13 protein-coding genes, 1 tRNA gene and 1 pseudogene are annotated in these 14,404 nt (G+C 62.3%); 7 read left to right on the top strand and 8 right to left on the bottom strand.

All coding sequences use genetic code 11. The annotated features are described in order from the left end of the window. The first annotated feature begins 8 nt into the window (after nt 1-8). Entirely contained in the window at nt 9-917 is a 909-nt protein-coding gene (locus tag M2368_RS04280; protein ID WP_332498551.1) for a PAC2 family protein, read from the top strand. Nucleotides 918-950: 33 nt separating this feature from the next. Here M2368_RS04280 and mshC read toward each other — a convergent pair whose 3' ends face one another. The 3 genes from mshC to M2368_RS04295 form a co-directional block, all read right to left on the bottom strand. Further along, a complete protein-coding gene (mshC, locus tag M2368_RS04285) occupies nt 951-2,213 on the bottom strand; it encodes a cysteine--1-D-myo-inosityl 2-amino-2-deoxy-alpha-D-glucopyranoside ligase (protein WP_133833382.1) in 1,263 nt (420 codons plus the stop codon). 127 nt (nt 2,214-2,340) lie between these two features. Next, nucleotides 2,341-3,165, bottom strand: coding sequence for an undecaprenyl-diphosphate phosphatase (locus tag M2368_RS04290; RefSeq protein WP_332595136.1), 825 nt, complete (start codon nt 3,163-3,165; stop codon nt 2,341-2,343). Nucleotides 3,166-3,243: 78 nt separating this feature from the next. Beyond that, nucleotides 3,244-3,453 (bottom strand): hypothetical protein, encoded by a 210-nt coding sequence (locus tag M2368_RS04295; protein ID WP_105657829.1) that lies wholly within the window; start codon nt 3,451-3,453, stop codon nt 3,244-3,246. Nucleotides 3,454-3,497: 44 nt separating this feature from the next. On the opposite strand from M2368_RS04295, the gene M2368_RS04300 reads away from it, so the two are divergent. Further along, nucleotides 3,498-3,731: a DUF5703 family protein gene (locus tag M2368_RS04300; protein ID WP_105657828.1), complete on the top strand. Its 234-nt coding sequence runs from the start codon at nt 3,498-3,500 to the stop codon at nt 3,729-3,731. Between the two features lie 65 nt (nt 3,732-3,796). Here the strand turns inward: M2368_RS04300 and M2368_RS04305 are convergent, their stop codons facing one another. The 5 genes and pseudogenes from M2368_RS04305 to M2368_RS04325 form a co-directional block, all read right to left on the bottom strand. Continuing rightward, nucleotides 3,797-4,936 carry an acyl-CoA dehydrogenase family protein gene (locus tag M2368_RS04305; protein ID WP_498724041.1) on the bottom strand — a complete coding sequence of 380 codons (1,140 nt, stop codon included), beginning with the start codon at nt 4,934-4,936 and terminating at the stop codon, nt 3,797-3,799. A gap of 47 nt (nt 4,937-4,983) precedes the next feature. Then, nucleotides 4,984-6,301: pseudogene (locus M2368_RS04310) on the bottom strand (M20/M25/M40 family metallo-hydrolase). Nucleotides 6,302-6,385: 84 nt separating this feature from the next. Beyond that, entirely contained in the window at nt 6,386-7,453 is a 1,068-nt protein-coding gene (locus M2368_RS04315) for a TAXI family TRAP transporter solute-binding subunit (protein ID WP_498724042.1), read from the bottom strand. After that, nucleotides 7,350-8,786 (bottom strand): sensor histidine kinase, encoded by a 1,437-nt coding sequence (locus M2368_RS04320; RefSeq protein ID WP_402696185.1) that lies wholly within the window; start codon nt 8,784-8,786, stop codon nt 7,350-7,352. The genes M2368_RS04315 and M2368_RS04320 overlap by 104 nt, the downstream gene beginning before the upstream one ends. Then, nucleotides 8,783-9,451, bottom strand: coding sequence for a response regulator transcription factor (locus tag M2368_RS04325; protein WP_105661563.1), 669 nt, complete (start codon nt 9,449-9,451; stop codon nt 8,783-8,785). Before M2368_RS04325 ends, M2368_RS04320 begins: the two co-directional genes overlap by 4 nt. A 243-nt stretch (nt 9,452-9,694) precedes the next feature. Here M2368_RS04325 and M2368_RS04330 point away from each other — a divergent pair, with 243 nt between their 5' ends. The 5 genes from M2368_RS04330 to M2368_RS04350 all read left to right on the top strand — a co-directional run bounded on the left by M2368_RS04330 (nt 9,695) and on the right by M2368_RS04350 (nt 14,385). Then, nucleotides 9,695-10,975 carry an Nramp family divalent metal transporter gene (locus M2368_RS04330; RefSeq protein ID WP_105661266.1) on the top strand — a complete coding sequence of 427 codons (1,281 nt, stop codon included), beginning with the start codon at nt 9,695-9,697 and terminating at the stop codon, nt 10,973-10,975. 82 nt (nt 10,976-11,057) lie between these two features. Next, the gene (locus tag M2368_RS04335; protein ID WP_332595141.1) at nt 11,058-11,702 is read left to right on the top strand and encodes an NADPH-dependent F420 reductase; all 645 of its coding nucleotides are present in this window, start codon (nt 11,058-11,060) and stop codon (nt 11,700-11,702) included. Nucleotides 11,703-11,930: 228 nt separating this feature from the next. Next, a tRNA-Leu gene (locus M2368_RS04340) sits at nt 11,931-12,014 on the top strand. Nucleotides 12,015-12,146: 132 nt separating this feature from the next. Next, nucleotides 12,147-13,124, top strand: coding sequence for an alpha/beta fold hydrolase (locus tag M2368_RS04345; RefSeq protein ID WP_498724043.1), 978 nt, complete (start codon nt 12,147-12,149; stop codon nt 13,122-13,124). A 19-nt stretch (nt 13,125-13,143) separates the two neighbouring features. Beyond that, entirely contained in the window at nt 13,144-14,385 is a 1,242-nt protein-coding gene (locus M2368_RS04350) for a glycosyltransferase (protein WP_498724044.1), read from the top strand. Nucleotides 14,386-14,404: the final 19 nt, after the last annotated feature.

Below are 14,404 nucleotides of genomic sequence, written 5' to 3' on the forward strand. Positions count from 1 at the left end.
AGTCTTCAATGAACGAGGAATACCACGCCCCGACGCTGAATAGCTATATTGCCAAGACCCAGCATGAGATTCGCCCCACCATCGTCTTGGCTGCCTTCGAGGGGTGGAACGACGCCGGTTCGGCGGCCACGGACGCCGTCCGCCTGCTGCTCGAGTCCAACGCCCATGAGCATGTGGCCACCGTGGGCGAGGACGATTTCTACGACTACCAGTTCACCCGGCCCAAGACCCGGCGCACCGGGACCGGGCGCGTAGTGGACTGGCCGTGCACCGAGATCTTCAAGATCCATTTGCCCCAGGCGGCCGCCGACCTGCTGGTGGTGCTGGGTGTCGAGCCGACATTCAAATGGCAGACCTTCTGCTCGCGGATCATCAAGGTGGCCCAATCACACAATGCCCATGCCGTGCTCACCCTGGGCGCCTTGCTGGCCGATGTGCCGCATACCCGGCCGGTGCCGACCTCGCTGGCCAGCGACGATCCGCGATTCCAGGAGCACCTGAGGATCAGCGCCTCCACCTACGAGGGGCCCACCGGAATCCCCTCGGTGCTCGGCGTGGAGTTCGAACGGTACGGGATCCCGAGCCTGTCGCTGTGGGCGCAGCTCTCCCACTATGTTGCGCAGTCCCCCAGCCCGCGGGTGCAACTGGCCATCATCGAGCTGCTGGAGGAAGTCATCCCGGTCTCCGTGCCGGACCAGAAACTGCGCGAGGATGCGCTGGCCTGGAAGCATGGGGTCGATGAGCTCGCGGCAGCGGATCCGGATGTGGCCAAGTACGTTGAACAGCTGGAGCAGGCAACGGACACCAGCGAGCTTCCCGAGGCCAGCGGCGAGTCCATTGCCCGGGAATTCGAGCGCTATCTGCGCCGCCGGGGAAAGTACCGCAAAGACAGCCCGGGGTCCGACTTCGATATCTGAAGCCGGACCCCGGGATGCTTGGCGCGGTGCTGCCTAGAGCTTGAGCCCCAGCAGCGCGTCGATGCCGTGGCGCAACGCTTCGGCGCCGTCGCCATTCGAGCCGGCCGGCTGCGCCGCCCACCGGTCGAGTGCCTCCAGCGCGGAGGGCGCATCGATGTCATCGGCCATGTGCTTGCGGATGCTTTCCACTACCTTGGCTGCGTCCTCGGTGCTGGTGGTGGCCAAGGCCTGGCGCCAGGCAGCCACCCGCTGCTGGGCTGCGGCCAGCAATTGCTCGGTCCAGAACCAGTCGCTGCGGTAGTGCTGGGAGAGCAGTACGGCGCGGATCGCTACCGGCTCGACGCCGGCTTCGCGCAGTTTGGAAACCAGCACCAGGTTGCCCAGGGACTTGCTCATCTTTTCGCCGTCCAGGCCCACCATGCCGGTGTGCACGTAGGTCTGCGCGAGTTCCGCGTTATCGCCAGCAGCTGCGTGGGCCGCGGAGAATTCGTGGTGCGGGAAGATCAGGTCCGAGCCGCCACCCTGGACGGTGAAGGGGGCCGGCAGGGTCTTGCGGGCAATCACCGAGCATTCGATGTGCCAGCCCGGGCGGCCGGAACCGAGCTTGCCGCCATCCCATGACGGCTCGCCCTCGCGGGCGGCACGCCACAGCAGCGGGTCCAGCGCATCGCGCTTGCCGGCACGATCCGGATCCCCGCCGCGTTCGGCGAAGAAGCCGAGCATGGTCTGGCGGTCGTAGTTCGAAACGGCACCCAGTTTCCAGGCATCGTTCTGGGCGGCCAGGGTGTCGAAGTACACGTCGCCTTCCACCCCATCGGCACCAGCCGGCACACGGTAGGCCAGATCCGCATCGAGCAGCTGCTCGACCACCGGGACCAGCCAGTGGATGGATTCCACCGCGCCGATGTAGTTCTGCGGCGGAATGACGTTCAGGGCTTCCATGTCGTCGCGGAAGAGCTGGATCTGCGACTCGGCCAGTTCGCGCCAATCGACGTTGGTGGCTGCGGCGCGTTCGAGCAGCGGGTCGTCCACGTCGGTGATGTTCTGGGTGTAGGCCACGGTGCGACCGGCATCGCGCCAGGTGCGCTGCACCAGGTCGAAGGTGACATATGTGGCGGCGTGGCCCATATGGGTGGCGTCATAGGGGGTGATACCGCAAACGTACATGCTGGCCGGCGCAATAGCTTCATCCGCTGGCGCAGTGGCCTGTCGGGCTCCGGTGGCGGTATTGAAAAGTTCCAGTGTTGGTGCTGAACCAGCCACCTGAGGTACCTCAGGGTTATTCCACGCGTGCACTTATGGACATCCTTTCGCAGATGCGACGTATTTCTTCCTTTAACTCCAAGTGAAGCAAGGCGAGGTTTATTCCCGTTAACTGCAAGATGCCCGTGAAGCAGTCCACGGACATCTTGGAAAACCTGGATCAGGCGGCCATCCAGCCCAATCCCAGAGCGACGAACAGCGCCAGGCCCAGCAGGATGCGGTACCAGACGAAGAAGCGGTAGGAGTGGGTGGAAACGAACTTCAGGAACCATCCCACAATCAGGAAGCCGACGACGAAGGCCACGACGGTAGCGACACCGGTCTGCGCCAGGGTGTAGACACCAGGTTCGTCGAAGGACTTCACCAGCTTGTACAGGCCTGAGGCGAACACCGCCGGGATCGCCAGCAGGAACGAGTAGCGGGCTGCGGCTTCACGGGTGTAGCCCATGAGCAAACCCGCGGTGATGGTGCCGCCCGAACGCGAGACGCCCGGAATCAAGGCCATGGCCTGGGCGAAACCGTAGAAGATGCCGTGCTTGACGGTCAGCTTGTCCAAGGTGCGCTGCTGCTTGCCGAAGTGGTCGGCGATGGCCAGGATCAGGCCGAAGACCACCAGCATGGTCGCAACAATCCACAGCGAACGGAAGTTCGTGTCGATGTAGTCTTCCAGCAGCAGGCCCAGGATCGCGATCGGCAGGGAGCCGATAATGATCAGCCAGCCCATCTTGGCATCCGGATCCGAATGCGGGATCTTGCCGGCCAGTGCCTTGCACCAGGCGCCGATGATCCGCACGATGTCACGCCAGAAGAAGACGATCACTGCGGTTTCGGTACCCAGCTGGGTAATGGCGGTAAATGCCGCTCCGGGGTCTTGGGCGTTGGGCAGGAGTTCGCCAACGATACGCAAGTGGGCTGAGGACGAGATCGGGAGGAACTCGGTCAGGCCCTGGATCAATCCTAGGAAAGCTGCTTCAAACCAATTCACCCCTCGACATTACTTCACCGATTGCGACTATCCGGACTCAGAAACACGGAATAGGAAAAATTCACTCCGTGGTCGTACTCACGCATCATCCGAGGGTATGGTGAAGGGCAATAACTCGGAATACTGATCGTAGAGGGCGTCTTCATAGTCTTCGAAGGCATCGGCCAGCGCGCCGAAAGCCGCGTCGACGGATGCCTCGCCAGCACCGCGGCTCTGCGACACAATTGCCAGGTGCTGCTCCAGGCGTGCAATAAATGCTTGCAGTGCAAAACTCGGTTCAGTACTCATAGCATGAGGCTACAACGCACGGCGTTCTTTAGATAGGGGGCAGGATGCTCGAAGAAAGAATTAAGCCACCGCTGCATCATCCCGATGACCAGCGCTTTGAATACCTGGTCATAACTTCTTTCCCGGGCGAACCAAAGCATGTCGCCCGCGCCGCCCTGCGGGAGCACGCCGATAACGGCAAATGGGAGCTCATGCGCACCTGCCGCTATGAAGGCGGCGCCCAAAAGTACTGGCTGCGCCGCCGGGTGATGCGCATTCGCAGCACCCTGGCTCCCTGAACCGGCAACTGGGCACATGGCACCATGCCCGCGATTGGCCCTCACGGCCATCGCGGGTCCTTGCCTCAGCTGTCGAGCGGGCCTACCAGCCACGAGGCCACCGTATTGGCTGCCGAGGCGGCATTGGACGGGTGGTACCAGCTGGCCTGCACGTCGCGGTAGAGCCGTTCGAACTCCGATCCCCGGAAATATCCGCCACCGCCCAGCAGCTGTCCGGCCACCTGGATGTTCTCCCGTGCAGTGTCCCCTGCCAGTGTGCGCAGCGTCACCAGCTTGGGGAACCACGCGCCCTGGTGATCCGCCTTGGCCTCCAGGTCACCGGCCACCGAGCGTTGCAAGGCATCCAGGGCCAGCAAGCGCATCGCCGCTTCGGCCAAGAGCCCGCGGGCCCGCACATCCTGCGCATACCGGGTCCCGTCCTGGTGCACCCGCTGGCCCAGGGCCTCCTGGGCCAGGGTCACCGCGCGATCTGCGATGCCCACGTAGACGCTTGCGGTCAGGGTCAGGAAGGATGCGAAGATGCCGAAAACCAGCGGGTCCTGGTTAGGGCCGGCCGGCAGCCGGCTATGCACCCATTCGCGCGGGGCCACCGCATTTTCCAGCTTCGTGGTGTGCGACTGGCTGGCCCGCATGCCCAGGGTGTTCCAGTCGTCCAGGGAATGCACGCCCTCGCCCCTGGCTACGAAGCCATGAACCAGTTCCCCGGATTCCTCATCCTTGCCGAACACCCCCAATCGGGTGAACGCCGGTGCCAGCGAGGTGAAGATCTTCACGCCATTGAACTCCACCGAGCCATCGGCAGCGGTTCTCGCCCTGGTTTTCGAGTCGAAGACCACTGCGTCGTTGCCGGGCTGCGAAATCCCGAACGCCATCACTTCGCCCTCGGCAATCCAATCGGCCACCATATCCAGGCGCCGGTCCCCGCGGGCCTGCAGCAAATACGCGACGCCCGCCCATACCTGGTGCATGTTGATCGCCAGGGCCGTGCCGGGTGCCGCGGTGGCCAGGCGGCGCTGGGCCAGGGCCAGGGTCTGGAAGTTCCACCCCAGTCCCCCGCGCACTGCCGGCACCAGCGCCTTGAGGTAGCCCAGTTCCACCAGTTCGTTGAAGTCTTCGATGGCGAACGAGTTCGACTCGTCATAGCCGGCGGCCCGGTCCCGGAAACGCTCAAGCAGCTCGTCGCTCAGTATGGATTCGATGGTCAAGGATTCTGCTCCTGGATTCTGTTGTGCTGGCTGGGCCAACGCTGGTTCTAGTATTCCTGCAAGAGGTTTTGCAGCACCCGCACGCCGAACTTGATGGAGTCCACCGGCACGCGTTCGTCGACGCCATGGAACATTCCGGTGAAATCCAGCTCGGCAGGAAGTTGCAGCGGCGCGAATCCGTAGCCGGTGATCCCCAGTTTGGCCAGCCATTTGTTATCGGTTCCGCCAGAGAGCATATAGGGCAGAACCACGGCATCCGGGTCTTCAGCCAGCAACGACGCGATCATGGAATCCACCAGCGCACCGGCGAAGGGCACCTCCAGGGATTCCTGCTCATGCACCATGGACAGCTCAACGTGTTCCCCGGCCAGTTCACGCAGGGTCTCCAAGGTGGCTTCGTGCTGCTCGGGCAGGGTGCGGCAGTCGATCAGCGCTTGGGCCTGCCCGGGAATGACGTTGTGCTTGTAGCCTGCCTCCAGGGCGGAGGGATTCGCGGTGTTCTGCAAGGTAGCCCCGACGAAGCGCGAGACATTGCCCATGGCCGAGAGCAGCGGGGCCGGATCGGCTTCATCGAAGTCCAGTCCGGACAGCTCGGCCACCTGCTCAAGCAATGCGCGGGTGGTTTTGGTGTAGGACAGCGGCCATTGATGCTCACCGATGCGATGGACGGCTCCTGCCAGATGGGTGACCGCATTATCGGTGTTGAGCTGCGAGCCGTGGCCGGCCATGCCCTTGGATTCCAGCTTCAGCCAGGCGATGCCCTTTTCCGCAGTCTGCAGCATGTAGGCCCGGCGGCCGTTGATTTCGACCGAGAACCCGCCGACTTCGCTAATGGCCTCGGCCGCCCCGGCGAAGAGTTCGGGATGGTTCTGCACCATCCAGCCGGAACCATAGTCCCCGCCAGCTTCCTCATCGGCGAAGAAGGCGATGACCAGATCGCGCCGCGGGGTGATGTTCTCGCGTTGCAGGTGGCGGATGGCGGCGATAATCATCGCGTCCATGTTCTTCATGTCCACCGCTCCGCGTCCCCAGATCATCCCATCGATGATCCGGGCCCCGAAAGGATCCACGCTCCAGTCTTCGGCGATGGCCGGCACGACATCCAGGTGGCCGTGCACGACCAGGGCCGGCAATGACGGATCGGCCCCCCGGGATGCGGGTGACCACGTTGGCCCGCCCGGGAGCGGATTCATAGATTGTGGCTTCCAGGCCGACGTCCTCGAGCAGCCCAGCGACATAGCGGGCGGCGTCAAGCTCCCCCGCGCCCTTGTTGCCTCCATAGTTCGTCGTGTCGATCTGAATCAGTTTCCTGCAGATCTCTACGGCTTCATTTTCCATGAGTGGAATGTCGCCAGCAGTGGACATCGCCAATGATCCTCTCGTAGCAGTGCTTTGCAATACACACTAGTGGGCAAAGCCCTCACCGTCGTGTGCGCACGTGCGCAATTTCTAGCCGTGAAGTTCCTGGTAGGCCTTCCTCGCGCCCGGGTGCAGGGGCTGGCCTCCGGTGCTGACCAAGGTTTCGGGGGTCAAGAACTGGATGCCGGCGCTGGATTCTGGCACCAGCCGATCAGCGTGGGCGACCAGGAGCTTGACGACGGCTCCGGCCAGCTCCTCGGGCATGTCCGCGCGCGCCATCAACAGGTTGCCAACCCCGATCGTCTCCACGGCCTTGATTCCGCGGTAGGTTCCCTCCGGGATGACTACCCCGTCGTAGAGATCCGGGTACCGCTCGCGCAGCTGCGGCAGCACCGCTGAAACATCGAGCAGGCCCAAGTCCATGGTTGAAGCGAGCCGGCTCAGCGAAGCAACCGGCAGGCCGCCGAAAAGGAACAACGCGTCAATGCTTCCCTTGCCCAGCGCCTCCAGCCCTGCCACGTACCCGTACTGCAGCTCCTTGGGCGCGATCCCGCGATTCTTCAGCTTCGCTGCCCGCAATATGCGCTGGCCGGTCACCCACGTACCTGACCCTGGCGCGCCGGTGCCGATGGTGCGTCCTGCCAGATCCTGCAGCGAGCTAATCCCGGCTGCTGTGCGGATGATGCAATGGAAATAGTTCTGGTAGACGCGGCCCAGGGCCAGCGGCTGCGCTTGTGGAGCACTGTCCTTCCGGTACTGGTCCACCGTATCGGCCAGGGCAAGAGCCAGCCCGGCCTTGTTTTCTGCGAGCATCGCCAGATTCTGGGCGCTGGCCTGGGTATTGAGGGCTGTGGAATGCTCGGCGACGCCGTGGTCCACCAAGGCGTTGGAGAGCAAGGAGGCAAATTGGAAGTACATGCCCCCGTCTTCACCGGAGGCGATATCCAATCGATGCGCAGCGGGCAACGAGCTGCAGGAACTCAGTGCTGGCAGTCCGGCGGCGAGTGGGGCTGCCAGGAGATATCGAAGCAAGTTCCGCCGGGACGGCATGGGCTCAGGATTCATCGGGCACCTCGGGCTTGCTGCCATGCAGGGGCAGGCTGATCGTTGCTTTGAGCCCTTCGCCCGGAGCCGATTCAAGCGTGAGCTCACCGGCATTCGCGCGCGCCAAGCGATCCACGATAGCCAGTCCCAAACCTGTTCCCGGACTGTGCCGCACACGTTCTGCACGCCAGAACCGCTCGCCTGCATTCGCGAGTTCAGCAGCGTTCATGCCGGCTCCGTGATCCTGTATTTGGATGCTGGCAGTTCCCGGGTTGAGCCGCAGGCCCAGGACGATCTTGCTGCCAGGGGCGTACTTGAAGGCGTTTTCCAGTAGTTCCGCGAGCATCTGCTGCAAATCGAATCCGTTGCACCACACCATGGCGGTCTGCCCCGAGGTGGCGCTGCCATCGAGCACCAGCTGGTTTCCCCGTTGCCGGGCAACCTCGGATTGGCGTTCGACTTCCTCGGCGAGCATCTGCCCGACGTCGACTTGTTGGCCGTGCACGGCTGTCTCGGGCAAGGACTCCCCCGCATTTTGCTCGGCTAGCCGATGCTCGGCGCTGGCCAAGCGCATGACGCCGTCCAGCAGGGTTTCCACCCGATGCAGTTCGTTTTCCACCGCGTGCACTCCGACGGGATCCGCTTGGTCGCCCATGCGCATCTTCAAAAGATCCACGCGCAACCGCAAGGCGGCAACGGGGTTCCGAAGCTGATGGGATGTTTCAGCAATGAGCTCCTGCTGCTGCTTCAGGCTCTCGGCCATAGTTCGGGCCATGCTGCCCAGCGACCGCGATAGCCGGCGCAGTTCCGGTGGGCCTTGCTCTTCGAGGAGAACTGGTGCCTGATGCCGCGCAATGTCATTGACGGCATCATTGAGCCGGTGCACCGGACGGAGCACCCAGAAGGTCAGGCGGTCGGCCAAGAGCAGGAGTCCAGCGCCAATGGAAATGACAACAAGCCACAGCAGGCTGGACTTTTCCAGCACCTTCGCGCGTGCAGTTTCCAAGTTCACTTGCATCGTGACAGAGCCGAGCACTTGAGCAGAATTGCCGAACGGCTGCGAGAGGAAGGCGGTGGCATCCGAGAGAGGATCGATCGGCGGGATCTGGACCAGTCCCAGATTCAGCTCTGAATTGCGCACGGTGCCAGCGACCTCGGGATCCGCAGGATCGATACTGCCCGAGACCAGTTGCCGCTGGCCCAGATTGATCAGCAGCCCTTCGCCATAGAGGTCGCTATAGGTGTCCATCTCCAGCTGGAGCAGCGACATGTCATTTGCCAGATCAGCATGGGCGGCAAGCTGGACAAAGCGGTTCAATGCCGATAACCGGTTCAACTGGACTTCAGCGGTGGCATCACGGCTGACGCTCTGCAACAGCATCGCGCTGACGATGGCGACGATTGCAAGCAGCAGCGTGCCCAGGATCCCCAGTACGCGCAGCCTCACGGGCTTGGCGTCTCTAGCCGGTAGCCGACTCCGCGAACGTTCACGATCATCCCGGGCGCAGCAAGCTTGGAGCGCAAACCGGTGAGGTGCACATCCAAGGAGCGCGACACCGCCACGAACGCGTCGCCCCACAAGCGATCAAGAATCTGCTCCCGGGTTACCACCGCTCCGTCATGCTGGGCCAGCAATGCCAGCAGCTCGAATTCCTTGGCGGTCAGCTGGAGGTGCCGTCCATTCAGAATTGCTTCGTGCTTCCCGGTGTCCACACGCAGTCCGCCGGCGATGAGCACACCGCCATTGTCATTGGATTGGACCTTGGCGCGGCGGGCCACCGCATCGATGCGGGCCAGAAGGACCGCCAGCCCGATGGGCTTGACCAGGAAATCGTCGGCGCCCTGGCGCAGTCCCCGGACAACGCTCCGCTCGTCATTGCGCGCCGAGAGGATGACCACGGGGACTTCACTGATTTGGCGCAGTTTGCGCAGGACTTCCAGTCCATCCATATCCGGCAGGCCCAGATCCAGCAGGATCATCTGTGCATTGTGGTGCTTCAACAGCGCGTCAGCACCGCGGCTGACATGCTCGGCCTGATGGCCTGCGGCGCTCACGGCATCGATCAGGGCGCGGGCGACGGCGTGGTCGTCTTCGGCGATCAACAGCTGCACGGCATCATCCTCGACGTTCAGATCCGGGCTCGGCGCCCATGGGTAACTGATCAATTCTAGCAATTCGGAACACGCAGTGTTCTCCACATCACTGCATTCCTAAGAAAGTGTTAGTACTTGACTGAGAGTTTGCCAGTAAGAAAGATCACTACCAAGATTGAATACGATCTCACACCCCCGTGGTCCGCGTCACTGCCGATGCGACTCTGCGGCGGCATCGCACTGTGTCAAAAGGAAAATCAAATGAGCGAGAACATCCAGGCGCAACGCGCCGACCTAGACGGTGGCGGCCCGCCGCGCTGGAAAGTCATTGGCCCGGGACTGGTCGTTGCGGCGACCGGCGTTGGCGCAGCTGACATGGTTGCCACACTAGTAGCAGGCAGCCAGTACGGCTATGCGCTGCTCTGGGCAGTGATTGTCGGCGTGATCCTGAAGATTGTTCTGGTTGAAGGCGCCGGCCGCTACACCCTGGCAACTGGCAAAACCATTTTCGAGGGCTGGAAGACCCTGGGCAAGTGGACCACCTGGTACTTCGGTCCCTACATCATCATCTGGGGCTTCGTTTACGGCGCTACAGCGATGAGTTCCGCTGCATTGCCGCTGGCCGCCTTGATGCCGGCAGTGGATCTGAAGATCTGGGCAGTGCTCATGGGCCTGCTGGGCTTCGTGATGGTCTGGTTCGGAAAGTACAGCTTCTTCGAGAAGATCACCGCTGTACTGGTGGGCATCATGTTCGTGACCGTGGTGGGCTTGGCTTTCATCGCTGTGCCAAATATTCCGGAAATGCTCAAGGGCCTGATCCCGATGATCCCGGAAGGCGGCGTGGTCTACACCCTGGCGTTGGCTGGCGGCGTCGGCGGTACCATCACCTTGGCCGCTTACGGCTACTGGCTGCGCGAGAAAGGCTGGTACACCCCTAAGTGGATGCGGGTCATGCGCATCGACAACTCCATGGCTTACGTCATGACCGGCATCTTCGTGTTGGCCATGCTGATCGTTGGCGCGGAAGTTGTTCGCGCCGCCGGCGTGACCATCTCCGGTGGCGACAAGGGCCTGCTGGAACTGGGCGACGTGCTGAAAGCCGAATACGGCGATGTCGTAGGCAACGGCTTCCTCATTGGCTTCTGGGCCGCGTCCTTCTCGTCGATCATCGGCGTATGGAATGGCGTTTCGCTGATGTTCGCCGACTTCTGGGGCCATATGCGCAAGAAGCCGGCAAACCACCCGGATACGCTGACCGGTGGCAAGTACTTCAAGTTCTATGTGCTGTGGCTGACCTTCCCGCCAATGGTGCTCTTCTTGCTGGACAAGCCAATTGCCCTGATCCTGGCCTATGGCGTCCTCGGTGCGCTGTTCATGCCATTCCTGGCGGTCACCCTCCTGGGCCTGCTCAATGGCAAGCGCATCCCCAAGGAATGGGCCAACCGCTGGCATACCAACACCGCGTTGGCGATTACCGCAGTACTGTTCATCATCTTGGGTGTACAGCAGCTGTACAAGTCCCTGGCTCCGCTCTGGAGCTGATGGCCTTTCACTAGGTCCAGAAGCCATGGTGGCATGCAATGAATTGCATGCCACCATGGCTTTCGCGTTTAGGCTGGAGGTTATGAGCATCAAGCGGATTGGAATCCTTGGAGCGGGACGAGCCGGCACAGCCCTCGCCCGCGCAGCAGCATCGGCCAGAATCGACGTACGCATCGCAGGTTCCAGGCCTCCACGGATGATGAAGTACCACCTGGCGCAGTACGCATCGCATGCCACCGCCGTACTGGCCGAAGACATCGCCGAGGATGTCGATTTGGTGGTGCTCATGGTGCCGCAAGAGGAACTCGACGACATTGATGTCCCATCCCTGGCGGGCATCTTGCTGGTGGATGCAACCAATCGCTGGGAAGACGAGCCGCTTCCCGACTGGCTGGAAACATCACTTGAGGCCGGCTTGTCCAGCTCCGAAGGCATTGCAACCCACTTCAAGAGCTCTCGCGTGGTCAAAGCGCTCAATCACATCAGCCACTGGGACATGGACGCGGATCGGGCAACCAAGCAATCCGCGCAACGCGCCCTGGGCGTCGCATCGGATAACAAGCAGGATGCCCAGACGGTTTCGGAACTTACCCTCGCCTTGGGCTTCTCTCCGGTCCTCCTGCCCAACTTGGCCGCGGGCCGCGGCTTGGAACCTGGTGGCGCGATCTTCAACGAAGTAATCGATGCGGCAACGCTGTCCGCCAGGCTCGGCCCACCTGCGCAGTAGAGCCGCTAAACCCGGGTTTCACTAGGCAGATCGCATGACATTCCTGTGACGCTCGACACTGATTTTCTGAATTTTTACCTTAAACCTCTACTCAATCCCGGTTTTCCCGCGGAATTCCGGGGTTTTCACCCTCCAGTTGCGAGGAGTTTCCCGATTGGAAATCCCCTGCTGGGGGTGGTAAAGTTTTACTTCGTTGCCAGCGATAACAACGCGAACAACAGACAACCTGCGCGGGTGGCGGAATAGGTAGACGCGCTAGCTTGAGGTGCTAGTCCTCGCAAGAGGGTAGGGGTTCAAGTCCCCTTTCGCGCACAGGTAGAATCCCCGGTTGACTTCGGTCAACCGGGGATTTCTTTATTTAATCCGAACGACTCCCCGCCCTCGATTGAGGATGCGGCGCATGCCTCCCCCGCGCTTGCACGTGCGCTGTCGTAAAGTGCTTATATGACTGAATCTTCCCCGGGCAACATCCCCGCCCAGCAGGGGCTCATGCCAACTGATGACGGCCACCAGCTGTACTGGGAAGAGTTCGGCAGTCCCGAGGGAATCCCGGCACTGCACCTGCACGGTGGACCAGGAGGAACACTCGGCGCGAGCGGCTACCGGAACCGCTGGGATCTGTCCCGTACTCGCCTCATTGGTTTTGAACAGCGCGGTTGCGGTCGTTCTCTCCCCTCGGCAGCCGCTGCGGATACGGACATGGGAGAATTCACTACCCAGCGGCTGATAGCCGATATCGAAACGCTGCGTGTCGGGCTGGGTATCGAGAAATGGATTATCAATGGCGTGTCCTGGGGCTCGACCTTGGCTCTCGCCTACGCACAGGCCCATCCCGAACGCGTCGTCGGCATGGTGCTTTTCGCCGTCACGACAACGAGCCGTGAAGAAGTCCAATGGATCACCGAAACTGTTGGAGCGCTCTTCCCGGAAGCATGGGACCGCTTCTCGCGATTCGCCAGCAGCCACATGCCGGCCTACGCGGCGGGTGAACTGCGACTGGTCGAGGCCTACGCGCAACTGCTCGGCTCCACCGATCTGGAACTTCGCGATGCGGCGTCCCGCGAATGGGCGCTATGGGAGGATACCCACATTTCCCTCGGATCGGAGCAGGTCATCCGCGATCCGCGCTGGCGTGACCGCCGCTTCCGGCATTCGATGGCACGGCTGACCACTCATTTCTGGGCCCATGATGGTTTCTGCCAGCCGCCGATCATCGAGAATATGGCTGGGATCCGGCACCTGCCGGCCGTTTTGATCCACGGACGAGCCGATGTTTCCGGACCGTCAATGACGGCATGGAAACTTCACCAGCTCTGGCCAGCTTCCTCACTGGTTATCTGCGAGACCGATGGCCACGGCGGAGCGGAGATGGTCGATCACTGGACATCGGCGAACGCGAACATGCTGGACCTGGCTTCTTGATAGCATCAGAGGCGGAGTTTTGAACGAAAAATTCCGTCACCAGCACAGCACTACTGGAGTACTGAACATGCGCATAGCCATGCTTTCCCTGCATACCTCACCGATGCAGCAGCCGGGCTCCGGCGATGCAGGTGGCATGAACGTGTACATCCAGAACCTTTCCTATGCGCTGGGCGCCCTGGGCCACGAAGTCCACATGCTCACGCGCACCGCCAACGAATCCGAGTCGCTCCAGGTCAGCGAGGGCGTGTGGATGCATCAGGTGCAGATCGCTGCCCATCGGAACCTTGCCAAGGAACAGCTCCCGGCGATCATCGACGAGGCCGCGGAGGAAATCGCAACGCACTTGCACGGAGTGAAGTTCGATGTCGTCCACGGGCACTATTGGCTCTCCGGAATGGTGGGGCTGCAACTGGCGCAGCGCTGGTCCGCTCCCTTGCTGGTCTCGATGCATACCTCGGCTGCGGCCAAGGAACACGAATCAGGTCTCCCCGAGCCGGGGAAGCGAAAGGAAGCAGAGAAGCAGCTGCTCGCCGCCTGCGCGCGCATCATCGCGAACACGCCCGTCGAGGCGAAACAGCTGCAGCGCTTCTACGCCGTGGACTCGAACAAGCTCGACATCGTCCTGCCGGGCGTCAACCACCGCATCTTCCACCCGGATCAGGACAAGCTGCGCCGGCCTCTGGGCGACGATGACTTGTACCTGGTCTACGCCGGGCGCATGCAACCGCTGAAGGGAGCCCATCTTCTGCTCGAAGCCATGGGCATCGCGCGTCGCGAGGATCCAGCCCTGCGCATTACCGCATCGCTGTTCGGCGCGCTGTCCGGGGCAACGGACTACGACCTGCCAGCGCAAGCCCAACGCCACGGCTTGGAGGACGTCGTCCGGTTCTTCGATCCGCTCTCCCCCGAGAAGCTGGCGCTCGTCTTCGCCAATGCCGACGTCGTTGCGGTACCGTCGCTCTCCGAGACTTTCGGGTTGGTGGCGGCCGAAGCGCAGGCCTGCGGCACGCCGGTGTTGGCCAATGCGGTGGGAGGGTTGGCCTACGCCGTCAATGACGGCGAATCCGGTTGGCTCATGACCGAGCCTGATGCCCAGCTTTGGGCCGCTAAGCTGCTTGAACTGGCCCGGGATCCTGAACAGATTACCGCTGCCGGACATGGGGCGCTGGAACATTCGGCCCTCTTCACCTGGGAACGCGCGGCCGTGGCCACCCTGGCCAGCTACCGTGTCGCCCAGTCCGAGCGCCAAGTACGTTGAATGCAATAGTGCCTTGGCC

Origin of the sequence: Arthrobacter sp. JUb119 (genome assembly GCF_024807995.1) — a bacterium.
In the GTDB taxonomy this organism is placed as follows: Bacteria; Actinomycetota; Actinomycetes; order Actinomycetales; family Micrococcaceae; genus Glutamicibacter.

Coding starts and splice junctions, on each gene's coding strand:
- M2368_RS04315 (WP_498724042.1), bottom strand. CDS start 7,453: ATGCCGGTGAGCTCACGCTTGAATCGGCTCCGGGCGAAGGGCTCAAAG.
- M2368_RS04295 (WP_105657829.1), bottom strand. CDS start 3,453: ATGAGTACTGAACCGAGTTTTGCACTGCAAGCATTTATTGCACGCCTG.
- M2368_RS04335 (WP_332595141.1), top strand. CDS start 11,058: ATGAGCATCAAGCGGATTGGAATCCTTGGAGCGGGACGAGCCGGCACA.
- M2368_RS04330 (WP_105661266.1), top strand. CDS start 9,695: ATGAGCGAGAACATCCAGGCGCAACGCGCCGACCTAGACGGTGGCGGC.
- M2368_RS04280 (WP_332498551.1), top strand. CDS start 9: ATGAACGAGGAATACCACGCCCCGACGCTGAATAGCTATATTGCCAAG.
- M2368_RS04300 (WP_105657828.1), top strand. CDS start 3,498: ATGCTCGAAGAAAGAATTAAGCCACCGCTGCATCATCCCGATGACCAG.
- M2368_RS04345 (WP_498724043.1), top strand. CDS start 12,147: ATGACTGAATCTTCCCCGGGCAACATCCCCGCCCAGCAGGGGCTCATG.